Raw genomic sequence first — 22,667 nt, forward strand, 5'->3', positions numbered from 1 at the left:
GCCTGACCGCTCTGAGGAGCGATTAACGATGTTCGAGAGGTTCACCGACCGCGCGCGGCGGGTTGTCGTCCTGGCTCAGGAAGAAGCCCGGATGCTCAACCACAACTACATCGGCACTGAACACATCCTCCTGGGCCTGATCCACGAGGGTGAAGGTGTCGCCGCCAAGGCCCTTGAGAGCCTCGGGATTTCGCTCGAGGCGGTCCGCCAGCAGGTGGAGGAGATCATCGGCCAGGGCCAGCAGGCCCCGTCCGGGCACATCCCCTTCACCCCCCGTGCCAAGAAGGTCCTGGAGCTGTCGCTCCGCGAGGCCCTTCAGCTGGGCCACAACTACATCGGCACGGAGCACATCCTGCTCGGCCTGATCCGCGAGGGCGAGGGCGTCGCCGCCCAGGTCCTGGTCAAGCTGGGCGCAGATCTGAACCGCGTGCGGCAGCAGGTGATCCAGCTGCTCTCCGGTTACCAGGGCAAGGAGACCGCCACCGCCGGCGGTCCTGCCGAGGGCACGCCCTCCACGTCCCTGGTCCTCGACCAGTTCGGCCGGAACCTCACCCAGGCCGCTCGTGAGTCCAAGCTCGACCCGGTCATCGGGCGCGAGAAGGAGATCGAGCGGGTCATGCAGGTGCTGTCCCGCCGTACGAAGAACAACCCGGTGCTGATCGGTGAGCCCGGCGTCGGCAAGACCGCCGTCGTCGAGGGCCTCGCCCAGGCCATCGTCAAGGGCGAGGTGCCCGAGACCCTCAAGGACAAGCACCTCTACACCCTGGACCTCGGTGCCCTGGTCGCCGGCTCCCGCTACCGCGGTGACTTCGAGGAGCGCCTGAAGAAGGTGCTCAAGGAGATCCGCACCCGCGGCGACATCATCCTGTTCATCGACGAGCTGCACACGCTGGTCGGTGCGGGTGCCGCCGAGGGCGCCATCGACGCCGCTTCGATCCTGAAGCCGATGCTGGCCCGCGGTGAGCTGCAGACCATCGGTGCGACGACGCTGGACGAGTACCGCAAGCACCTGGAGAAGGACGCGGCCCTGGAGCGCCGCTTCCAGCCCATCCAGGTCGCCGAGCCGTCCCTGCCGCACACGATCGAGATCCTCAAGGGTCTCCGTGACCGGTACGAGGCGCACCACCGCGTCTCCATCACCGACGAGGCGCTGGTCCAGGCCGCCACCCTGGCCGACCGGTACATCTCGGACCGCTTCCTGCCGGACAAGGCGATCGACCTGATCGACGAGGCCGGTTCCCGGATGCGCATCCGCCGGATGACCGCGCCGCCGGACCTGCGCGAGTTCGACGAGAAGATCGCCGGTGTCCGCCGGGACAAGGAGTCCGCGATCGACTCGCAGGACTTCGAGAAGGCCGCTTCCCTGCGCGACAAGGAGAAGCAGCTCCTCGCCGCCAAGGCCAAGCGGGAGAAGGAGTGGAAGGCCGGCGACATGGACGTCGTCGCCGAGGTCGACGGCGAGCTGATCGCCGAGGTCCTCGCGACCGCCACCGGCATCCCGGTCTTCAAGCTGACCGAGGAGGAGTCCTCCCGCCTGCTGCGCATGGAGGAGGAGCTCCACAAGCGGGTCATCGGCCAGAACGACGCCGTCAAGGCGCTGTCGAAGGCGATCCGCCGTACGCGTGCCGGTCTGAAGGACCCGAAGCGCCCCGGTGGTTCGTTCATCTTCGCCGGCCCGTCCGGTGTCGGTAAGACCGAGCTGTCCAAGGCGCTCGCCGAGTTCCTCTTCGGCGACGAGGACGCGCTGATCTCCCTCGACATGTCGGAGTTCAGCGAGAAGCACACGGTCTCGCGGCTCTTCGGTTCGCCCCCCGGCTACGTGGGCTACGAAGAGGGCGGGCAGCTGACCGAGAAGGTGCGGCGCAAGCCGTTCTCCGTCGTCCTCTTCGACGAGGTCGAGAAGGCCCACCCGGACATCTTCAACTCGCTGCTGCAGATCCTGGAGGACGGTCGCCTGACCGACTCCCAGGGCCGGGTCGTGGACTTCAAGAACACGGTCATCATCATGACGACCAACCTCGGCACCCGGGACATCTCCAAGGGCTTCAACCTGGGCTTCGCGGCCTCGGGTGACACGAAGACCAACTACGAGCGCATGAAGAACAAGGTCCAGGACGAGCTCAAGCAGCACTTCCGGCCCGAGTTCCTCAACCGCGTCGACGACGTGGTCGTCTTCCCGCAGCTCAGCCAGGACGACATCCTCCAGATCGTCGACCTGATGATCGGCAAGGTGGACGAGCGCCTGAAGGACCGGGACATGGGCATCGAGCTCTCCCAGTCCGCCAAGGAGCTGCTGTCCAAGAAGGGCTACGACCCCGTGCTGGGCGCGCGTCCGCTGCGCCGCACCATCCAGCGCGAGATCGAGGACTCGCTGTCGGAGAAGATCCTCTTCGGCGAACTCCGTCCCGGCCACATCGTGGTCGTGGACACGGAGGGCGAGGGCGAGGCCAAGACCTTCACCTTCCGCGGCGAGGAGAAGTCGGCTCTGCCCGACGTCCCGCCGATCGAGCAGGCGGCCGGCGGCACGGGTCCGAACCTGAGCAAGGACGCGTAAGCGTCACGGCCGAGCGAGCCGAGTGAGAGGGGCCGGTGCCTTCCGGGGCACCGGCCCCTCTTCCGTGCCCGGGGTCAGAGGCCGATGATCTCGGCGGTGGGGAAGACCTCGGCGTAGGAGTCGAGGGACTGCTCGGGCTTGGTGACGGTCAGCGTGCGCAGCCCCGGCAGGCGCGAGGCGAGGAAACGCAGCGACTCGGCGGGCGGTGGGTCCGTGAGGAACCGGAGCTCCTGGATGCCGGGCAGTTCCGGCACGGTCTCGTGGGCGAAGCCCTCCGGCCGCCCGTAGAGGGACAGCGCCGTGAGCGCCGGGAGGGCGGCCACCTCGGACCAGTCCTCGGCGCCCAGGGGCCGCCGGTCGGACACGCCGAGCGCCAGGGACTTCAGCGTGGGCCACCGGGACAGGCCACGCAGCCCGGTGGAGTCTGTGGCGTCCATGCCCAGGAAGAGGCTCCGCAGGGGTGCCTCGGCGGGAAGGGTGTCGGCGAGGCAGTCTCCCGGGACACCCCCGTCGATCGACAGCTGGGTGAGCTGGTGCAGGGTGCCCAGCCCGGTGAGGTCCGCACCGCGGTCGAAGACCACGAGATCGGTCAGCGGAAGTTCCGCCAGCCTGGAGAGGCCGACGGCGTCAGGGCAGCGCTGGAGCCACAGTCCGGTCAGGGACGGGAACGCCAGCAGCTCCCCCAGGTGGCCGAGGGCCGGGTTGTTCCGCAGGTCCAGGTGGCGGACCTCGGCGGGCTCGGGGACGCAGTCGAGGAGTTCCGCCGCGGTGAGCGGGCCGTCGAACCTCAGCCTCGTCCAGGGGCGCATCAGCCGGAGCGCCGCCCGCTGCTCGGCCGACTCGCAGAGCAGGGAGAGGCCGCCTCGGTCCAGGTGGTCGAGCACCTCGACCGCGTACTCGCGGGTGTCGAAGCGGCTCCAGGTGCCCACCAGCTGGCGTCGCACGTCGAGTTCCGGATGCTCGCGGAAGCGGCGCAGCACGGCGAGCGCGCCCTCGTCCTCCTCGGCTCCGAGGAGTGAGGCGGTGACGGCGACGCCGTGGGCCTCCTCGGCGGTCAGTCCCTCCGGCCCGGGCAGCAGTTCCAGGACCAGGGGGCCCGCCTCCGCGAGGGCCCGCGCCTCCTCGGTCGTGCGCGGTGGGATGAGCGCCCCGGCTCGTTCCTCCACTTCCGCCCGCACCCCGGGGTCCAGGGCCACGGCATGCTCCAGGCAGGCCAGGGCGAGGAGGGTCAGCCGCGGGGTCTCCTCGGCCAGCAGCCGGCGCAGCAGGGTCGCCCGCTCCCCGGGCCGGGCGTGCGCGACCGCCATGCGGATCACGTCCTCCCACTGGCTGTCGGCCGCGTGGTCGGCCAGCACGCCCAGATGGCCCTCCTCGACGGCGTACCGGGCGCCCAGGTAGTCCTGGAAGGTGCGGTGGACGAAGTGGACGACGCCGTCGGCCGGCTGGCGGAGCAGGCCGCTGCGGAGCATCAGGGCGCGCAGCACGTCCGCCGCGTCCCGCTGGGCCGGCACCCGCGTGATCGCCGGCAGGCAGCGCTCCACGATGCCCTCGGCCGTCTCCAGGTCCATCTCCGTACGGCCGCTCAGCACCAGCGCGTAGGCGAGGCGCTGGAGCAGCTCCAGCTGGGCCTCCTCACCCAGCTCGACCCCGTCCACCGCGCCCATGCCCCGCTCCCGGTCACGGCGCGCGAGCAGCATCCCGAGGGCGGCGTCGTACAGCTCCTTGCGGCCGGTGGGGAGGTAGCCCCGCCGCTCCCGGTGCAGGGCGCAGATCAGCCCGCACATCAGGGGGTTGGTGGCGAGGCGGGCCAGGTCGCGTTTGGTCCGCAGGGCGTCCAGGAGCTGCGTCTCGTACTCGGGCGCCTGTGCCGCCGCGTGCCAGCGGTGCACGAACGTCGTCACATCGGCGCGGCGCATCGGGGTGAGGGTCAGCTCCCGGAAGCCCTCGGCGGCCAGCCAGTCGGGGCGTACGGCTGTGGGGCGGGAGGTCAGCAGCCAGTGGTTGCCGGGGTAGGCGTGGATGAGGGCGAGCAGCCAGTCGCGGGTGCGGTGCCGGTCGGCGGCGGGGATCTCGTCCAGCCCGTCGACGAGGACCAGGCCCCGGCCGGCGGTCAGGACCCGCTCGGCCCAGCCCTCGGGCGGGGTGAGCGGGCAGCCCACCGCCGTGAGGAAGGCGCCGGGCGCGGGCAGCGCGCCGGCGCGGACCAGGGTGCGCAGGGGCAGGACGAACGGGACGCGGACCGCGTCCCGGGCGGCGGTCACCGCGAGCCACTGCACGAGGGTGGTCTTGCCGGAGCCGGCGTCGCCGCGCAGCATGACCCGGTCGTGGCTGCCGAGGGCCTCCTCCGCGGGCAGCCGGACGGCGAGGGGAGCGGCGGGGTGCTCGCCCGGCGGCGCTTCGGGGACGGCGCTCCGCTCGCCGCCCGTCGCCTCCAGGCTGAGGTAGGCGACTTCCAGGGGCCAGCGGTCGGGGGAGTCGCGCAGGTCGATGCCGTAGATGGTGATGTGGTTGTGGCGCTCGGCGACGTGCGGCAGGTAGCGGCGTTCGAAGGCGGCGTCCCGGCCGTCCGGGCGGGGCGTGCGGGTGATCAGCTCGTCGACCTTGGCGATCAGTTCCGCCTGGGCGCGGGTCTGCTCGACGAGGGTGCGGGCGACGAACGTGGAGCGGCGGGTGAAGAACTCCAGGATGTTCAGGCACGCCCAGTCGGTCGTGTGGTCGAGGAAGTGACAGGAGTCGACGGACAGGCCGTCGGGTGCGGGGGCCGCGTGGTGGAGCTTCCTGGCCAGCTCGCGGTGGCCGAGGCGGACCGCCTGGACGTCGTCCATGTCGAGGTCGCCGAGGGCGAGCAGCCTGCGGGCCAGGGTGTCGGTGACGGCGATCCGCTCGTCGGCCGGGAAGGGCGCCTCGCCCGGGGAGTCCACCGCCTGCGCCACGATCCGCTCGGCGAGCTTGTGCACGTCCGGCTCGGTCAGGGTGCGCTTCTCGCCCCGGAAGGACACGAGAGCGGACAGGCGTACGGGCTTGTCGACCAGGCCCGCTCCCGGTTCGTCCGGGCGGAAGAGCTTCTTCAGCAGCGGTCCGACCAGCGCGGACGCCAGTTTGCCGCCGAGTACCGTCGGATCCATCCGCCTCACCCCCGTGGTCGCGCGAACGGGGGTGAGACTACCCGGAGTTGTGGACGGGTCAGGAGAGCTGGCCGTCGTAGTCCGGCAGCTTGTACGTCTTCTCGGCGTGGCCGCCCGAGAGGTCGGTGGCGCTGTTGCCGATGTTCGCGATGATCGTGTAGCCCTTCTTCTCGACGTCGACGCGCTGGGCCGTCTTGTACTCGGCGACGTTCTTGAAGAGGTCGATGAAGTTGCGGACGTAGAGGCCGGAGACCTGGTAGCCGGCCTGCTTCAGGTTGTACTCGGTGAACGAGTAGATGATGTCCGGGCGGGCGGTCACGAAGAACAGGGCGACGCCGCGCTCCTGGGCGTATCTGGCGACCTCCAGGACCGGCTTGTTGGCCGGCTGCGGGTAGCTGAAGCCGAAGTCGGTCTCCAGCGCGGTGTTGTCGATGTCGAGGACGATCGCCTGCTTCTCGCCGGGCTTCGCGGCCGCTATGCGCTGCTTCAGATAGGGCAGCGCCTGGTCCATCACCGCCTGGCAGTCCTTCTGCCAGGTGGCGTAGTCGACGGCGGCGGCCGTGCTGATGGCGGTGGCCGCCGTGGAGGCCTGGGCGGTGGTCGCGGCGTCGGCCGGTGCGGCCATCGCCACGAGGGCCGCCGCCGAGACGGCGGTCACCGAGGCGCGGCGCAACCAGGGGCGTCGGGTCTGCAGTGGGGTCTGCATGTCGTGGGGGTCCTCTCACGTCCGTGACGCTGCCAACATGTCGTGTGCATGTTCGTGCGCGAGGGTGGCGCGAGGGGAACCGTAGGGTTACTGGACGGTAGGCGCCTAGAGGCGTGCGCCACATTTCCGGAATGGCCGAAGAGGGACCCCGGTGACATGGCGCACAGGCGATATGTCCGTTACTAGGCGGAATAGTGCTGAAGGGGCCGGGAGGAAAGGGATTCTCGCCCGGCGGCACCGGGTGAAGTGCAGGGCAGTGGGCTGATTCGTCCCGGATGAGCGCTGTGTCAAGAGACGTAGAACACTGAACGAAATTACTAACTTCTGTCGTAGATCACGCTTTTGGGAGTTTGTCGGACTTCGGGTTACCAAGGGATGGCCATTCGGCGAGCGACTGCGCGCCGGGTGGTTTTCTCCGTCCCCTTCCCCACGAGGTTTCGATGTCCCAGCGCGTCACGTCCCGTTCCTCCCGTACGTCCCAGCTCCGCACCCGTGCGACCGTGCTGGCCGCCGGCCTCGGTGTCTCGGTCGCACTGGGAGCCGGGGTCGCGTCCGCCGCCGACACCACGGCCGCGTCCGGTGCCGCCACCGCCGTCCAGGCGCAGGCCGCCGCCCAGGCCAAGGCCGCCGAGGCCGCGAAGGCCAAGGCCGAGAAGGCCGCGCAGGCTGCCAAGGCCGCCGCGGCGAAGAAGGCCGCCGAGAAGAAGGCCGCCGCCAAGAAGGCCGCCGCGAAGAAGGCCAAGCCGTCCTGGGTCGACCCGGTGAAGAAGTACAAGCTCTCCGCGAGCTTCGCCCAGAACGGCGGCATGTGGCAGTCCACCCACAGCGGCCAGGACTTCGCCGTCCCGAGCGGCACCCAGGTCGTCGCCGCGCACGGCGGCACGGTGGTCAAGGCCGGCGGCAACGGCGCCGGTGACGGCCCCGCGTACGGCAACGCCGTCGTGATCAAGCACGGCAACGGCACGTACTCGCAGTACGCCCACCTGTCGAAGGTGAAGGTGCGGATCGGCCAGATCGTCAAGACCGGCCAGGAGATCGCCCGGTCCGGCAACACCGGCAACTCGAGCGGCCCGCACCTGCACTTCGAGATCCGTACGACCCCGAACTACGGCTCGGCGGTCGACCCGGTGAAGTTCCTGCGCGCCAAGGGCGTGAAGGTCTGACCCGGTCCCGGACTCCCGGGGCCCGCTAGGAGCCCCTGGTTCCCCGGTGGGCCTGGGTCACCAGGTCCGTGGCGACCTCGAGGACGGCCTTGTTCCGTTCCTCGGGGTCGTCTCCCACGTCCTGGAGCAGGAACATCCCGGCGTGCAGCGTGAAGATCGCGCTGGCGCAGCGGACCTGGTCGACCAGGTCCGCGTCCGGGTCGACGATGATGTCGCGCAGGCTGTGCACGCGCGCCTTGAAGGACTCGCCGATCCGCAGGTCCCGTACCGACGCCTGGTTGTCGTGCATGAAACGGAACAGCGGTGCCGCCTGGGCGAGCGTGTCGGCGTAGCGGCGGATGATCTCCTGCTTGGTCTCCAGCGTGTGCGGCTGGCGCCGGCCCCAGTCGATCAGGTCCTCGATCGGCTGCGTGAGGTCCTCGAAGATGCTGACGAGGATCTCTTCCTTGGTCTTGAAGTGGTAGTAGAGCGCCGCCTTGGTGACGTCCAGGCGCTCGGCGATCTCGCGCAGGGACGTCTTCTCGTAGCCCTGCTCCGCGAAGAGGTCGAGGGCCACGTCCTGGATGCGCCGACGGGTGTCCCCGCGGCGCCGCTGCCTGGTGCCGTCCATGGTGCCGCCCATCCTCCTACGCCGCCCGCTTTCCATAAAACTTACTTGACGCCCGGCTAGTTCCGCGGCTAGCTTCCGAGTGTAGTCACTAGCCGGTCGGCAAGTAAGTAGCGGTAGCTGGGGAGTGGGGAAACCATGGCGGACACGACGGACACACCGGCGGTCGGCGCCGACACCGGGGGGAAACAGCCGAAGAGCGTGCGGGTCGTGCTGCTCGCGCTCATGATCGCGATGATGCTCGCGATGCTCGACAACATGATCATCGGTACGGCGATGCCGACGATCGTGGGCGAGCTGGGCGGCCTCGAACACCTCTCCTGGGTGGTCACGTCCTACACCCTGGCCACCGCCGCCTCGACCCCGCTGTGGGGCAAGCTCGGCGACATGTACGGCCGCAAGGGCACGTTCATGTCCTCCATCGTCCTGTTCCTGATCGGCTCGGCGCTCAGCGGCATGGCGCAGAACATGGGCGAGCTGATCGGTTTCCGGGCCGTGCAGGGCCTCGGCGCCGGCGGTCTGATGGTCGGCGTCATGGCGATCATCGGCGACCTGATCCCGCCCCGGGAGCGCGGCAAGTACCAGGGCATGATGGCCGGCGTCATGGCGCTCGCGATGATCGGCGGCCCGCTGGTCGGCGGCACGATCACGGACAACTGGGGCTGGCGCTGGGCGTTCTACATCAACCTGCCGCTGGGAGCGGTCGCCCTGGTCGCCGTCAGTGCCGTGCTGCACCTGCCGAAGAAGCGGGCCGAGGCCCGCATCGACTACCTGGGCGCCGCGCTGCTGACCGTCGGCATCACCGCGATCGTGCTCGTCACCACCTGGGGCGGCACGGAGTACGCCTGGAGCTCCGCGCGGATCATGGAGCTGATCGGCATCGGCGTCGCCGCGCTCGTCGGGTTCGTGTTCTGGCAGACCAGGGCCGCCGAGCCGGTGCTGCCGCTGCACATCTTCCGCAGCCGCAACTTCACGCTGATGTCGGTCATCGGCTTCATCACCGGCTTCGTGATGTTCGGCGCCACGCTGTTCCTGCCGCTGTACCAGCAGTCCGTGCAGGGCGCCTCCGCGACGAACTCGGGGCTGCTGCTCCTGCCGATGCTGGGCGCGATGCTCGTCACGTCCATGGTCGCCGGCCGGGTCACCACGAACACCGGCAGGTACAAGGTGTTCCCGGTGCTCGGCAGCGCGCTGATGATCGTCGGGCTCTACCTCCTGTCCACCATGGACACGGGCACCTCGCGGTTCACCTCCGGGGTCTTCATGGCCGTGGTGGGACTCGGCATGGGCTGCCTGATGCAGATCACCATGCTGGTCGCGCAGAACAGCGTGGAGATGAAGGACATGGGCGTGGCGTCCTCGTCCACCACGCTCTTCCGCACCCTCGGTTCCTCCTTCGGCGTCGCGATCATGGGCGCGCTGTTCAACAGCCGGGTCCAGGACGTCATGTCCGAGCGGGCCGGGGCGCTGGGCTCCAAGGTGACCGAGCAGTCGGCGCAGCTCGACGCGGCGAGCCTCGCCAAGCTGCCGGCGCTGGCCCGCGAGGCCTACCAGCACGCGGTCTCCGCCGGCACGCACTCGGCGTTCCTGCTCGGGGCCGTGGTGGCGGTGGTGTCGCTGGCGGCCGCCGTGTTCGTCAAGGAGGTGCCGCTGCGGGGAGCGGGGCCGAAGGCGGCGGACGAGGACCGCGCGGACGGCCCGGTGGCGCAGACGCCGGTGGTCGAGGCCGTCTGACCGGACCGTGCGAAGCCCCCGGGGTGCCCGCCCCGGGGGCTTCGTCCTGCCCGGCCGCACCGGACCGGGCCCCGCCGGCGGCCCCCGCTGCCGGATCGGTCGGACCCCACTGTCAGACCCCCGTGCCACCATCGATCGCATGGACAAGATGCGGCAGGTGCGGCGCGCCAAGGACGCCATGGACCGGGACTGGGCCGACCCCGAGCTCGACCTGGACACCGTCGCCGCGCACGCCGGGTACTCGCGGTACCACTTCATCCGCGCCTTCAAGGAGGCGTACGGCGAGACCCCCGGCCAGTACCTCACGCACCGCCGCATAGACCGGGCCGAGGACCTGCTGCGCACGGCGAACCTCTCGGTGACGGAGATCTGCCACCTGGTCGGCTTCAGCAGCGTGGGCACGTTCTCGGCGCGCTTCAAGGCCTGGACCGGGCTGACACCGAGCGAGTACCGGCACAAGCACGTGGGCCGCGGAGCCGCGCTGATACCCGGCTGCTACGCCATGCTCTGGGCGGGCGGCTTCCGCACCCCGCCCGGGCCCGGGCCGAGGCAGCAGCGCAATTCCGGAGAAGCGGGCTGACACCCCCGCTGCCTACGGTGGCAGGACACGCACGAACCGGCCGCGAGCAGCAGGAGCACGCCATGATCAAGGGTCTCGCCATCTCGACCGTCTGGGTCCTCGACCAGGACCGCGCCAAGGAGTTCTACACCGAGAAACTGGGCCTGGAGGTCCGTACGGACATGACCATGGGCGAGGGCGGCATGCGCTGGCTCACGGTCGGCTCGCCGAACCAGCCCGACGTGGAGCTGACGCTGATGGTGCCCGGCGGCCCCGCGATGGACCCCGAGTCCGCCGAGATGCTCCGCAAGCTGGTGACCAAGGGGGCGCTCGGCGCGGGCGTGCTGACCACCGACGACATCCACGGCGACTACAAGAAGCTCAAGGACCGCGGCGTGGAGTTCCTCCAGGAGCCGCAGGAGCGCCCGTACGGCACGGAGGCGCTGTTCCGCGACGACTCCGGCAACTGGTTCTCGTTCACCCAGCCCCGCGAGGGCGGCCTCGACATGGACCAGGACTGGACCTGCTGACCAGCGCGGTCTACGACCCCGGCAGCATCGGATAGCTCCCCGTGTTCGTCGGCGCGTGCTCCGGCAGCCACAGCACCGCCACCGCGCCCTCGGCGGGCACCTCCTCCGGCGCGCCCGGCGTGCGGACGTTGCGGAAGGTCAGCCGGGCGCCCAGCACCCGGGCCTGCCCGGCCGCGATGGTCAGGCCGAGGCCGTGACCGTGGCCGGCCCGGTCCTTGCTGCCGGTGCGGAAGCGGCTCGGCCCCTCGGCGAGCAGGTCCTCCGGGAAGCCGGGGCCGTGGTCGCGGACGCGGATGACCCGGCCCTCGACGGTGACCTCGATGGGCGGCTTGCCGTGCCGGGCCGCGTTGGCGAGGAGGTTGAACAGCACCCGCTCCAGGCGCCGCGGGTCGGTGGTCACCTCCGACTCGTGCACGATCCGCACCTCGACGTCCGGGTCCTTGGCCGCCACCCGCCGGGCGACGAACTCGCCCAGCATGATGTCCTGCAGCTCCGCCCGCTCCGAGGCCCCGTCCAGCCGGGCCACCTCCAGCACGTCCTCCACGAGCGTGCGCATGGCCTTGGCCCGGTCCAGCACCAGCTCGGTCGGTCGGCCGGGCGGCAGCAGCTCGGCGGCGGTCAGCAGCCCCGTCACCGGGGTGCGCAGCTCGTGCGCGATGTCGGCGGTGACCCGCCGCTCGGCCTCGATCCGCTGCCGCAGCGCGTCCGCCATGGCGTCCACCGCGCTCGCCAGGTCGTCGGTCTCGTCCCGGACGACCCCGCCCATGGCGTCCCGCACGCGGACGTCCGTCTCGCCGCCGGCGAGCTGGTTGGCCGCGACGGCCGCCTTGCGCAGCCGCCGTGAGAGGTGCCCGCCGATGAGCACCCCGAGCGCGCTGCCGCCGAGGACGACGGCGATGGAGCCGATCACCAGGGCCTGGTCGAGATCCTTCAGGATGTCCGAGCTGCGGTCCGTGAAGCCCGAGTGCAGGGACATCACATGCCCGTTCTTCAGCGGCACGGCGGCCCATATGTCGGGCGCGTCACCCGGCCGGTCGGCCACGTACGTCGCCCGCTGCCCCGCCTCGACCCGGTCCCGCAGCGCCGCCGGCAGGTCGGGGTCGTCGATCTTGGTGTTGGGGAAGTTGATCCGCCCGGACAGCTCGTAGTTGCGCTGGGCGATGATGATGCGCTCGTCGGCGAGGTCCCGGGCGTTGTCCAGCATCGACACCCGCGCGGCGTTGTGCACGACCAGGCTCAGCGCGACCGCCACCAGCGCCCCGACCAGCGCGATGGCCGCGCTCAGCTTCCATCTGAGGCCCGTGCGGATGCCCGCGCGCTCCAAGCCCGTGGCGACCAGGCGCCGGAAATGCCCCCTCATCACCCCTGCTCAGGCCTTCAACTTGTAGCCGAAGCCGCGGACCGTCTCGATACGGTCCTGGCCGATCTTCTGCCGCAGCCGCTGCACGTGCACGTCGACGACCCGGGTGTCCCCGCCCCAGCCGTAGTCCCACACCCGCTCCAGCAGCTTGTCGCGGGACAGGACCGTGCCCGGCGCCGAGGAGAACTCCAGCAGCAGCCGCATCTCGGTCGGCGTCAGCGCCACCGGCTGCCCGGCCCGGCGGACCTCCATGCCCTCGGTGTCGACCTCCAGCTCCCCGAAGGTCAGCACCCCACCGCTCGCCGGGGCGGCCTGTTCCTCGCCCCGGCCGCCGCCCGCGTGCCCGAACCGGCGCAGCACCGCGCGGATCCGGGCGACCAGGACGGCACCGTCGAACGGCTTGGTCACGTAGTCGTCGGCGCCCGCCTCCAGGCCCAGCACGACGTCGATGGAGTCGGCCCGCGCCGACAGCATGATCACCGGCACGGTCGACTCGTCCCGGATCCGGCGGCACAGGCTGACCCCGTCCAGGCCGGGCACCATGACGTCCAGCAGCGCGATGTCGGGGCGGTCCCGGCGGAACGCCTCCAGGCCCGACAGGCCGTCGGGCATGGCGGTGACCGCGAAGCCGTCCCGTTCCAGGGCGAGCTGCGTGGCCTCGCGGATGACGTCGTCGTCCTCGACGAACAGGACGTGGGTCTGGTCTGCCATCCCGGTGCTCTCAGTCCTCGTGTGATCCGTGGGGTGCGTGGGGTGCGTTCTCTCTGCTGGGACGCACGGTCCGTGCGACGCGTTCACCGGGGAATCGTTCCGAGCGGCCCGACCGGTTCACGCGGCCCGGCCCGTTCAGCTCGCGGGCGCCGGCGACGCGCTGTCGCCGACGACCTTCCCGTAGTCGTTGTGCGTGCGGTACTCCTCGGTGAACCGGCCGGAAGCCCACCGGTACGTGATCACGTTCTCCCCGGAGGGACTCGACACCGGGTCGCCCTTCTCGTACACCTGCTTCGTCACCACCAGGTCGCCGCGGTCGATCTCCGCGTAGACCGGCGGCTCCTCCGCCTTGAACACATTCTTGTACGAGCCGTCCTGCTCGCGATACACGTAACTGCCCACACCCACCGCGTCACCGCAGGTCAGCACGTTGACGACGACGTCGTCGGCCGAACCTCCGGTGAGGTTGCCGTAGGAGACGTCGACGGGGTACTCGTCGGCGACGCACGGCTTGAGGTCGCGCTTCACCTCGGGTGCGACCTCGGGGTCGTCCTTGACGAGCCTGACCGCGTTCACCGCGTCGGGCGTCTTCGACGGCGCGGCGGACGGCGTGCCGGCGGCACCCGCCACCGCGTCCGAGTCCGCGTGCGCCGGGCCCTCGTCACGCGCGCCGGTGCCGCCGGCGGCGCACGAGGACGCGAAAAGGGCGAGGGCGGCGAACACGGCCAGTGCCATGATCACCGCCTGGATGCCGCCCCGGTTCCCCGCGGAACCCTCGCCGGTCAGGCCGCGCACCGCTCCCGCTCCTCACGCTCCAGCGCGCGTGCGTCGAGATCGCGGGACTCCAGCTCCTCGCGGAGCCGGGCGAGCGCCCGGTGCAGCGTGCTCTTGACCGTTCCGGCCGACATGCCGAGGGCGGCGGCCGTCTCCTCCGTGGACATCTGCTCCCAGTGTCGCAGCACCACGACACTGCGCTGCTTCGGGGCGAGCACCTTCAGCACGTCCATCAGCAGGGCGCGGTCCGCGTGCTGCTCGGTGGAGTCGTCGACCGAGGCGTCCGGGAGCTGCTCGGTCGGGACCTCCTCCAGCTTGCGGGCCCGCCACCACTCCGTCCGGGTGTTGATCATGACCCGGCGCAGGTAGGCGTCCGCCAGCCGCTTGTCCTCGATGGTCTCCCAGCGACCGTACGTGCGGACCAGCGCCGTCTGCAGCAGGTCCTGCGCGTCCGTCGGGTCCGGGACCAGGCGGCGGGCACTGCGCAGCAGCGCGTCCTGCCGGGTGCGCACGTACTCCTCGAACTCGAGCACCTCGCCCTGCGCCATGTGCAACCGCCTCCATCCCCGTATACCGGCGCGTCCTGCTGCCGGGTTCCGCTGTCCGTGTGACGGAGACGAAGTTACGGAGGCGTTGTCACGGCGCTGTCCGAAGCAGCCTGCGGCCAGCGCTCGGCTGTCCGTCGGTTGTGTAACAGCTGTCGGACGCGGGGAGAGGGCTGCGCCGGTTGGTGTGGTTACGGGGTGATTTGGTCGCCGTTTCGCTGCAACAGAAGCCGTGTCACGTCAACGGCAGCCGGTACGTCCCGCCGGCCAGCGGCTCCACCAGCCCGTCGGCGACGAGGCCGTCCAGGGCCCGCGCGCGCTGCACCGGCTCGTGCCACACCCGGTCCAGGGCCGCCTGCGGAACCGGACCGTGGGCCTCGCGCAGCACGGCGAGCAGCCGCCCGCGCACCTGCCGGTCGGTGCCCGCGTACGTCTGGCCGCGGCGCGGCGGCCCGTCGTGCTCCGGCTTGCCCGCCAGCCGCCACGCGCACTGCGCGGCGATCGGGCAGCGGTGGCAGGACTCGCTCTTGGCCGTGCACACCAGCGCGCCCAGCTCCATGGAGGCGGCGGCCCAGCGGGCGGCGGTCGGCTCGTCGTCGGGCAGCAGCGCGCGGGCGAGTTTGCGCTCGGCGGCGGTGGTGGCGTTCGGCGGGTACTGCACGCCGGTGACCGCGCGGGCGAAGACCCGGCGCACGTTGGTGTCGAGCACCGGATGCCGCTGCCCGTAGGCGAAGGAGGCGACGGCGGCGGCCGTGTACTCGCCGATGCCGGGCAGGGCCAGCAGCTGGGCGTGGTCGGCCGGCACGTCACCGCCGTGCCGTTCCGTTATGGCGACCGCGGCGCCGTGCAGCCGCAGCGCGCGGCGCGGGTAGCCGAGCCGGCCCCAGGCGCGGACGGCCTCGCCGGGCGCCTCCGCGGCCAGGTCGGCGGGGCGCGGCCAGCGGGCCAGCCACTGCTCGTAGACGGGCAGCACGCGGCTCACCGGCGTCTGCTGCAGCATGAACTCACTGACCATCACCCCCCACGCCCCGGCCTCGGGACGCCGCCACGGCAGGTCGCGGGCGTTCTCGTCGAACCAGTCGATGACGGGGGAGTGCAGGTTCTCGCCGAGGGGCGGGCCGGAGGGCGTTTCGGAGGACGCTTCGGTCAGGGAGGCGGTGGGGCGCGGGGGCTTCGTGGGAGCAGTCATGGCCTCTCGATGGTGCCACGCAGAGCCACCGATCCGGGCACACCGCCACCCTTGAGGGAGTCAGGTGCCTGACATCCGGGCGCACCGCCGCCCTTCGAGGCAGCCAGGCATCTGACGCCCGGGCGCCGCCCTTCGAGGCAGCCAGGCATCTGACGCCCGGGCGCCGCCCTTCGAGGGAGCCAGGCATCTGACGTCCGGGCACAGGACAGCCACGTACCTGACGATCGGCAGCAGTGCGGCCGGCCCGGCGCTTGTAGCGTCACGCGCATGGAACGTCCTCGTCCGGCCCCTCTCGCCCGGGGCGCCCTCCTGTGGGCCGCCCTCGCGCTGCCGGCGCTCACGGCCGACCGGATCGGGCTGAACGAACCCCGGCCGGCCTGGCAGCAGGCGGCCGGTGTGGCCGTGCTGGCGGTCGCGGCCGCCCTGTCCCGGCGGTCACCGCTCACCGCCTTCGCACTGGCCGCCGCCCTGAGCCTGACCGCCGCCCCGGCCCTGTTCACCGCCTCCTACGGCCCGGCCCTCGGCCTGTTCGCGCTGCTGCTCGGGCTGCGGGCCGGCCGGGCGCGCCCCGCGGTGCTGTGCTTCGCGGCGGTCGCCTGCGCCGGCACCGCGCGGATCGCGCTCGTCGGGGTCGATCCGGCCCCCGAGTGGCTCGTCATGACGGGCACGCTGCTGTTCGGCTGCGTCTTCCCCTGGCTCGGCGGGCGCTACTGGCGGCAGAGCCGCGAGCTGGCCGAGGCGGGCTGGCTGCGCGCCGCCCGGCTGGAGGACGAGCAGCGCCTCGCGGAGGAACGCGCGCGGTTGCGCGAACGGGCCAGGATCGCCCAGGACATGCACGACTCCCTCGGCCACGAGCTGAGCCTCATCGCCCTGCGCGCGGGCGCCCTCCAGGTCGCCCCCGGGCTCGGCGACGAGCACCGGAGCGCGGCGGCCGACCTGCGCGCGGCGGCCGCCGACGCCACGGACCGGCTGCACCGCATCATCGGCGTGCTGCGCGAGGACGACGACGAGCCGGCGCCGCTGGCCCCGGCGGGCGAGACTCTGGAGCAACTCGTGGCCCGCGCCGCGGAGTCGGGGCTCCCCGTGCGCTGGGAGCCCGCCGGACAGGACCCGCCCGTGGTGCCGGGCGGGGTCGCCGAACGGCTGCTGCACCGCGTGGTCCGGGAGGCACTGACCAACGCGGCACGGCACGCGCCGGGCGCCCCCGTGGTCGTGGCGGTGGAGGGGAGGCCCACGGGGACGGCCGTCACCCTCACCAACGGCCGGGCCGCGCACGATGGTTCCCGGCCCTCCGGGGGCGGTACGGGCCTGCTCGGGCTGCGGGCCGCCGTGACCGCCGCCGGCGGCACGTTCGAGGCCGGCCCGCACGAGGACGGGTTCCGGGTCTCGGCGTACGTCCCCGCCGCCCCCGAGCAGCAGCAAGCCCACCGCCAAGCCCCCGGCCCGGCTCCCTTCCGGCACGCCCGCCGCCGTGTCGCCGCCGCCCTCGGCGCCGCGGCCGGCGCGGGCGCCGTCCTGGTCGGCGTGGCCTTCGGCTGGTACGCGTACGCGGAGAAGCACTCGGTGCTGGAACCCGCCGCGTACGCGCAACTGCGCCTGGGCACCCCGGCGGCCGAGGTCCGGCACCTGCTGCCCGAACGGGACGTGAACGACCCGCCCGAGGAACGGGCCCCCGCCCCGCCCGAGGGGGCGGACTGCCGCTACTACCGTGCGAGCGGCGAACTCTTCGTCTCCGTCGACCACTTCCGGCTGTGCTTCGAGGCCGGGCGGCTGGTCGCCAAGGACGTGGTTCCCCGCATCGGCCTGTCCGGCGAAGGCCGGGAAGAATTCGAGGAGTTCTCACAGTGATCCGCGTGCTCCTGGCCGACGACGAGGCCATGGTCCGCGCCGGTGTGCGCGCCATCCTGGGCAGCAGCGGCGAGACGGAGGTCGTCGCCGAGGCGGGCGACGGGCGCGCGGCGGTCGAGCTGGCCCGCGCCCACCGCCCGGACGTGGCCCTGCTCGACATCCGCATGCCGCGCCTGGACGGTCTCACGGCGGCGGAGGAGATCGTGCGGACCGTGCCCGGCACGGCCGTCGCGATGCTCACCACGTTCTCCGAGGGCGCCTACGTGACCCGCGCCCTCGGCGGCGGCGCCACCGGCTTCCTGCTGAAGTCCGGGGACCCGTACGAACTGATCGCGGGCGTACGGGCGGTGGCGGCCGGGGCGGCGTTCCTCTCGCCCAAGGTGGCCCGGTACGTCATCGACGAGGGACTCGGCGACGGCCGGCTCACCCGCGAGGCCCGCGCACGCGCGCGCGTGGCCGGCCTGAGCCCCCGTGAACGCGAGGTGCTCGGCCTGGTCGGCGCCGGCCTGTCCAACCCGGAGATCGCCGCCCGGCTGCACCTCGTCGAGGGCACGGTGAAGGCGTACGTGAGCGCGGTCCTGGACCGGCTGGACGTACGCAACCGGGTGCAGGCGGCGATCGTCGCGTACGAGGCGGGGCTGGTGGAGCCGTAGCGGCCGGTCCGCTCAGCGCTCCGCGGGCATCTCGTACGACGGTATGGCCGTTGGAGTGTTCGGGCGGCCGGGCCCCGCCACCCATCGCACCGCCGGCGCCGGTGAGCCGCGCAGTGCCCCGGCCAGCCGCGTCATCGGCCCCGTGCCCAGCCGCACGGCGCCGAGGGCGACGACCGTGCCCAACGCCAGCCCCGCGACGACGTCGTGCGGGTAGTGCACGCCGACGAAGACCCGGGAGAACGCCATGAGCAGGGCGAGCGGGGCCGTCAGCCACAGGAGCGCGCGCCGGACCAGGGTCAGGGCGACCGCCGCGGCGCCCGCGATCGTGGCGTGGTTGGACGGGAACGACCAGTCGCCGTGCGCCGGGCACGCGGCCAGGGAGACGGCCGCACCGGCGACCGCCCGGCACGGACGCTCCTCCGCGACCACGGACTTGAGCAGCTCGCTCACCACGTACGCCACGGCCGTGGCCACAGGTGCAAGGGCCGCGATCGCGAACGCCTGGGTGCTGTCGTGGCGGGCCCGCCACCAGGCGGCGGCGAACAGGCCGACGAAGACCAGCAGTCCGGCCTCCGTCCACAGCTCGGCCCCGTGCTGTACCCACATCGGGGAGTCGTGGGCGAAGTCGGTGATGTCGCGGTAGAGCGCGGTGTCCTCGAAGGTCATGGTCACGGACGGTAGGCGGGACCCCGATCCCGTCACACCCAGCGATCGTCGCGTTCCGTACCTGACGAAAGACAGGGGTGGGACGGCAGTTTCCGGGATGATGATCCGGAAAAGTTGTCGTCCCGGCGGCGGGTGGGACCGGTGAACGCGCAGATCTCTCGTAAGGTTTGCGCCGTGGGATCTCTGCGCAATCCGGTCGGGCCGCTTCCCTCCTCCATCTACTGGCGTCGGAGGGTCGTACTGGTGTCTGTGGTCGCCCTGTTGGCGCTGCTGATCACCTGGATCGTGACCATGGGCGGCGGGGGCGGCAAGGGCGGCGACAACGGCGCCAACGGCAAGAATCCCGCGACGTCCATCACCCCCGGCCCGTCGAGTTCGGGTCCGGCCATCAGCCAAGCCCCCGGCGGGCGCGACGAGTCGGGCGGCTCGGGCTCCGGCGGCTCGTCGTCGGGCTCCGGGGACGGTTCGGGCAGCGGTTCGGGCGACGGCTCCACAGGCGGCTCGGGTTCCGGCGACGGTTCCGGCTCCACGGGCTCGGGCGGCTCCGGCTCCGCGGGCTCGGGCGGCGGCGGTGGCCCGGGCGGCGACACGGCGGGCGGCGTCGGCATCGGCGACACCCTGCCGGCCGGCTCCACGCTGCCCAACTGCACCGCCAGCGTGGTCAAGTTCAGCCTGCGCAGCCGGCACAACACCTACGACCCCGAGCAGACGCCCACGTTCCTGCTGACCGCGCGGAACATCTCCGGCAGCGACTGCAAGATCGATCTCGGGCCGAAGGGCGCGGTGTTCACGGTCACCCCGGCGAGCAGCGACGACGACTACTGGTCCTCCGCGGACTGCCCCCGGTCCGCCGCCCACCAGCTCTACCGGGTCCCGGCGGGCAGCGGCATCACCTACACCGTGAAGTGGGACCGCAAGCCCAGCGCCCCCGAGTGCGCCACGCCCCCCGCGGGCTCGGCCGGGACGGGCACGTACCTGGTGGAAGCCAAGGCCCCGGGCTTCGCGAAGGTGCAGACGTCGTTCGTGCTGTCGGCGGACTAGCGGCCTGCGGCGAGGAAGACCCGAGGGCGGTACCCGGCGACGGGTACCGCCCTCAGCCGTTCCAGCCGGTGCGGGGGAGTGCGGTGCCGGGGGGCTTAGACGTACCGCTCCAGGATCGACGACTCCGCCAGCCGCGACAGCCCCTCCCGGACGCTGCGCGCCCGCGCCTCGCCCACGCCGTCCACGGTCTGGAGGTCGTCGACGCTCGCCGCGAGCAGCTTCTGCAGACCGCCGAAGTGCTCCACCAGGCGGTCGATGATCGCGCCGGGCAGGCGCGGCACCTTGGCGAGGAGCCGGAAGCCGCGCGGGGACACCGCCGAGTCCAGCGTCTCGGGCGAGCCCGTGTAGCCCAACGCCCGGGCCACCGTGGGAAGTTCGAGCAGTTCGGCGTGGCTGAGGGCGTCGAGCTCGGCCAGGGCCTCGTCGACCGTGCGGGAACGCTTGGCCGTGGGCTCGGGGACGTAGTCCCGCACGACCAGCTCGCGCTCGGGCTCGACGCCCGCGATCAGCTCGTCCAGCTGGAGGGCGAGCAGCCGGCCGTCCGTGCCCAGCTCCACCACGTACTCGGCGATCTCCGTGGCGATGCGGCGCACCATCTCCAGGCGCTGGGCGACCGCCGAGACGTCCCGGACGGTCACCAGGTCCTCGATCTCCAGCGCCGACAGCGTGCCCGCGACCTCGTCGAGGCGGAGCTTGTAGCGCTCCAGGGTCGCGAGGGCCTGGTTGGCGCGGGACAGGATCGCCGCCGAGTCCTCCAGGACCCGGCGCTGGCCGTCGACGTACAGGGCGATCAGCCGCATCGACTGGGAGACCGACACGACCGGGAAGCCGACCTGCTTGCTGACGCGGTCCGCCGTGCGGTGCCGGGTGCCCGTCTCCTCCGTGGGGATCGTCGGGTCCGGGACCAGCTGCACGCCCGCGCGCAGGATCTTCGACAGGTCCGAGGACAGCACGATGCCGCCGTCCAGCTTGCACAGCTCGCGCAGACGGGTCGCGGTGAACTCGACGTCCAGCACGAAGCCGCCGGTGCACAGCGCCTCGACCGTCTTGTCGGAGCCGAGCACGATGAGCCCGCCGGTGTTGCCGCGGAGCACGCGCTCCAGTCCGTCGCGGAGGGCGGTTCCGGGTGCCACGGCGCTCAGCGAGGCGCGCATCAGGCCATCGGTACCGGCACTCCCGCCGGACTTTCCGGGAGCTGATGCCCGGTCGTTGGCTGCCACTGCACTCCTCCGGTCGCAGGTTCTGGGCGCCCCCGTGTCGCGCGCTCGGTTCGCACGGACGGGCGAGACCAGGGCAAAGTCTACCGGCGACCCTCCTCGTCCCGTGGGGCCTCTCGGCGACGGGACCGGGGAAGGACCCGCAGGGCGTCCCCTATGTCCGCGACTTCCAGGACCTTCATACCCGCCGGGATCCTGCCCGGGTCGCCCGGTACCAGGGCATGAGTGAAGCCCAGACGGTGGGCTTCCGCCAGCCTGCGCTGCACGCCCGTGACCCGTCTCACCTCGCCCGCGAGGCCCACCTCGCCGATCGCGACGAGGTTCTTGGGGAGAGGTGTGTCACTCGCCGCGCTCGCCAGCGCCAGGGCCACGGCCAGGTCCGCCGCGGGCTCGGAGAGCCTCACCCCGCCGACCGTCGCGGAGTAGATGTCCCTTTTGCCCAAGGCGCTGATCCGTCCGCGCTGTTCCAGCACCGCCAGCATCATCGACACCCGGGAGGTCTCCAGGCCCGAGGTGGTGCGGCGCGGGGAGGGGATCTGCGAGTCCACCGTGAGCGCCTGGACCTCGGCGACCAGGGGGCGGCGGCCCTCCAGGGTGACGGTCAGGCAGGTGCCCGGGACCGGTTCGGCCCGGCGGGTCAGGAAGAGCCCGCTCGGGTCGGCCAGGCCCGTGATGCCCTCGTCGTGCAGCTCGAAGCAGCCGACCTCGTCCGTGGTGCCGTAGCGGTTCTTGACGCCGCGCACGAGCCGCAGGCGCGCGTGCCGGTCGCCCTCGAAGTGCAGGACGACGTCCACCAGGTGCTCCAGCAGGCGCGGGCCCGCGATCGCGCCGTCCTTCGTGACGTGGCCCACCAGGAGCGTGGACATGCCGCGCTCCTTGGACGCCCGGATCAGGGCCCCGGCGACCTCGCGCACCTGGGCCATGCCGCCGGGCGCGCCGTCGATCTCGGGGGAGGCCACCGTCTGCACCGAGTCCATGATCAGCAGCGAGGGCTTCACCGCGTCCAAGTGGCCCAGCACCGCCGCGAGATCCGTCTCGGCCGCCAGGTACAGGTGGTCGTCGATGGCGCCGATGCGGTCGGCGCGCAGCCGGACCTGGCTCGCCGACTCCTCGCCCGTGACGTACAGGGTGCGGTGCTCGTCGCTCGCCGACTTGGCCGCCACGTCCAGCAGCAGCGTCGACTTGCCGACGCCCGGCTCGCCCGCGACCAGCACCACCGCGCCGGGGACCAGCCCGCCGCCGAGCACGCGGTCCAGCTCCGGCACGCCGGTGGGGCGGGCGGTGGCCTGACGGCCGTCCACCTGGCCGATGGGCAGGGCGGAGGTGGTGACCCGCCCCGGCGTCGTCGTACGGACCGCGGGCGCGCCGTACTCCTCGACCGTCCCCCAGGCCTGGCACTCGGGGCAGCGGCCGAGCCACTTCGCCGTCTGCCAGCCGCACTCCGTGCAGCGGTAGGACGGGCGGTCCTTGGTGGTCTTCGTACGGGCAGCCATGGACGAAACCGTAGCCGCAGCCACTGACAACAGGGGGCGCGGGCGGGCGCGGCCCCCCCCGCGCCAGGCGCCCGCCACCCCGCGCCAGCGGCGGAACGCAGGGTTCCTGTCCCCGATTGAGGGATCGTTTCACCCGTACGGATTAAAAGCGCTCAAGCCGCCTGAAGGTGCCACTCCCGGCACCCTACGGTC

The 22,667-nt window shown here is 72.1% G+C and carries 19 protein-coding genes; 8 read left to right on the forward strand and 11 right to left on the reverse strand.

The genetic code is table 11. The annotated features are described in order from the left end of the window. Positions 1-28 precede the first annotated feature (28 nt). Entirely contained in the window at positions 29-2,554 is a 2,526-nt protein-coding gene (locus C1703_RS22545; RefSeq protein WP_114254583.1) for an ATP-dependent Clp protease ATP-binding subunit, read from the forward strand. A 74-nt stretch (positions 2,555-2,628) separates the two neighbouring features. Here the strand turns inward: C1703_RS22545 and C1703_RS22550 are convergent, their stop codons facing one another. Together C1703_RS22550 and C1703_RS22555 are read right to left on the reverse strand one after the other, a co-directional pair. Further along, the gene (locus C1703_RS22550; protein ID WP_114254584.1) at positions 2,629-5,679 is read right to left on the reverse strand and encodes an NACHT domain-containing protein; all 3,051 of its coding nucleotides are present in this window, start codon (positions 5,677-5,679) and stop codon (positions 2,629-2,631) included. Between the two features lie 58 nt (positions 5,680-5,737). Continuing rightward, positions 5,738-6,385 carry an HAD family acid phosphatase gene (locus C1703_RS22555; RefSeq protein WP_232840559.1) on the reverse strand — a complete coding sequence of 216 codons (648 nt, stop codon included), beginning with the start codon at positions 6,383-6,385 and terminating at the stop codon, positions 5,738-5,740. Positions 6,386-6,825: 440 nt separating this feature from the next. Here C1703_RS22555 and C1703_RS22560 point away from each other — a divergent pair, with 440 nt between their 5' ends. Continuing rightward, positions 6,826-7,548 (forward strand): M23 family metallopeptidase, encoded by a 723-nt coding sequence (locus C1703_RS22560; protein WP_114254585.1) that lies wholly within the window; start codon positions 6,826-6,828, stop codon positions 7,546-7,548. Positions 7,549-7,573: 25 nt separating this feature from the next. Here C1703_RS22560 and C1703_RS22565 read toward each other — a convergent pair whose 3' ends face one another. Continuing rightward, positions 7,574-8,170: a TetR/AcrR family transcriptional regulator gene (locus C1703_RS22565; RefSeq protein WP_114254586.1), complete on the reverse strand. Its 597-nt coding sequence runs from the start codon at positions 8,168-8,170 to the stop codon at positions 7,574-7,576. A 123-nt stretch (positions 8,171-8,293) separates the two neighbouring features. Here C1703_RS22565 and C1703_RS22570 point away from each other — a divergent pair, with 123 nt between their 5' ends. The 3 genes from C1703_RS22570 to C1703_RS22580 all read left to right on the forward strand — a co-directional run bounded on the left by C1703_RS22570 (position 8,294) and on the right by C1703_RS22580 (position 10,978). After that, positions 8,294-9,889, forward strand: a complete 1,596-nt coding sequence (locus tag C1703_RS22570) for an MDR family MFS transporter (RefSeq protein ID WP_114254587.1) — start codon at positions 8,294-8,296, stop codon at positions 9,887-9,889. A 148-nt stretch (positions 9,890-10,037) separates the two neighbouring features. After that, the gene (locus tag C1703_RS22575) at positions 10,038-10,469 is read left to right on the forward strand and encodes a helix-turn-helix transcriptional regulator (RefSeq protein ID WP_114257542.1); all 432 of its coding nucleotides are present in this window, start codon (positions 10,038-10,040) and stop codon (positions 10,467-10,469) included. 62 nt (positions 10,470-10,531) lie between these two features. Beyond that, positions 10,532-10,978, forward strand: a complete 447-nt coding sequence (locus C1703_RS22580) for a VOC family protein (protein WP_114254588.1) — start codon at positions 10,532-10,534, stop codon at positions 10,976-10,978. Between the two features lie 10 nt (positions 10,979-10,988). Here the strand turns inward: C1703_RS22580 and cseC are convergent, their stop codons facing one another. From cseC to C1703_RS22605, 5 genes are all read right to left on the reverse strand, one after another. After that, complete coding sequence (gene cseC / locus C1703_RS22585) at positions 10,989-12,338, reverse strand: two-component system sensor histidine kinase CseC (protein ID WP_114254589.1); 1,350 nt, start codon at positions 12,336-12,338, stop codon at positions 10,989-10,991. A 9-nt stretch (positions 12,339-12,347) separates the two neighbouring features. After that, complete coding sequence (gene cseB / locus C1703_RS22590; protein WP_114254590.1) at positions 12,348-13,049, reverse strand: two-component system response regulator CseB; 702 nt, start codon at positions 13,047-13,049, stop codon at positions 12,348-12,350. 135 nt (positions 13,050-13,184) lie between these two features. Continuing rightward, the gene (locus tag C1703_RS22595; protein ID WP_232840776.1) at positions 13,185-13,784 is read right to left on the reverse strand and encodes a hypothetical protein; all 600 of its coding nucleotides are present in this window, start codon (positions 13,782-13,784) and stop codon (positions 13,185-13,187) included. Between the two features lie 47 nt (positions 13,785-13,831). After that, positions 13,832-14,371 carry a SigE family RNA polymerase sigma factor gene (locus C1703_RS22600; RefSeq protein ID WP_010048809.1) on the reverse strand — a complete coding sequence of 180 codons (540 nt, stop codon included), beginning with the start codon at positions 14,369-14,371 and terminating at the stop codon, positions 13,832-13,834. A 232-nt stretch (positions 14,372-14,603) separates the two neighbouring features. Continuing rightward, positions 14,604-15,557, reverse strand: coding sequence for an A/G-specific adenine glycosylase (locus C1703_RS22605; protein WP_114254591.1), 954 nt, complete (start codon positions 15,555-15,557; stop codon positions 14,604-14,606). Between the two features lie 267 nt (positions 15,558-15,824). Between C1703_RS22605 and C1703_RS22610 the strand changes: the two genes are divergently transcribed. Continuing rightward, complete coding sequence (locus tag C1703_RS22610) at positions 15,825-17,405, forward strand: sensor histidine kinase (RefSeq protein ID WP_114254592.1); 1,581 nt, start codon at positions 15,825-15,827, stop codon at positions 17,403-17,405. Continuing rightward, on the forward strand, positions 17,402-18,058 hold the full coding sequence (locus C1703_RS22615; RefSeq protein WP_114254593.1) for a response regulator transcription factor: 657 nt from the start codon (positions 17,402-17,404) through the stop codon (positions 18,056-18,058). The genes C1703_RS22610 and C1703_RS22615 overlap by 4 nt, the downstream gene beginning before the upstream one ends. Before the next feature lie 12 nt (positions 18,059-18,070). On the opposite strand, the gene C1703_RS22620 is transcribed toward C1703_RS22615, so the two are convergent. Further along, positions 18,071-18,724, reverse strand: a complete 654-nt coding sequence (locus tag C1703_RS22620; protein WP_114254594.1) for a phosphatase PAP2 family protein — start codon at positions 18,722-18,724, stop codon at positions 18,071-18,073. A gap of 174 nt (positions 18,725-18,898) precedes the next feature. Between C1703_RS22620 and C1703_RS22625 the strand changes: the two genes are divergently transcribed. Then, positions 18,899-19,765, forward strand: coding sequence for a hypothetical protein (locus tag C1703_RS22625; RefSeq protein ID WP_114254595.1), 867 nt, complete (start codon positions 18,899-18,901; stop codon positions 19,763-19,765). A 95-nt stretch (positions 19,766-19,860) separates the two neighbouring features. On the opposite strand, the gene disA is transcribed toward C1703_RS22625, so the two are convergent. Together disA and radA are read right to left on the reverse strand one after the other, a co-directional pair. Then, positions 19,861-20,985, reverse strand: a complete 1,125-nt coding sequence (disA, locus tag C1703_RS22630) for a DNA integrity scanning diadenylate cyclase DisA (RefSeq protein ID WP_114254596.1) — start codon at positions 20,983-20,985, stop codon at positions 19,861-19,863. A gap of 80 nt (positions 20,986-21,065) precedes the next feature. After that, on the reverse strand, positions 21,066-22,475 hold the full coding sequence (gene radA / locus C1703_RS22635) for a DNA repair protein RadA (protein WP_114254597.1): 1,410 nt from the start codon (positions 22,473-22,475) through the stop codon (positions 21,066-21,068). Between the last annotated feature and the right edge of the window lie 192 nt (positions 22,476-22,667).

It is taken from the genome of Streptomyces sp. Go-475, from assembly GCF_003330845.1.
In the GTDB taxonomy this organism is placed as follows: Bacteria; Actinomycetota; Actinomycetes; order Streptomycetales; family Streptomycetaceae; genus Streptomyces.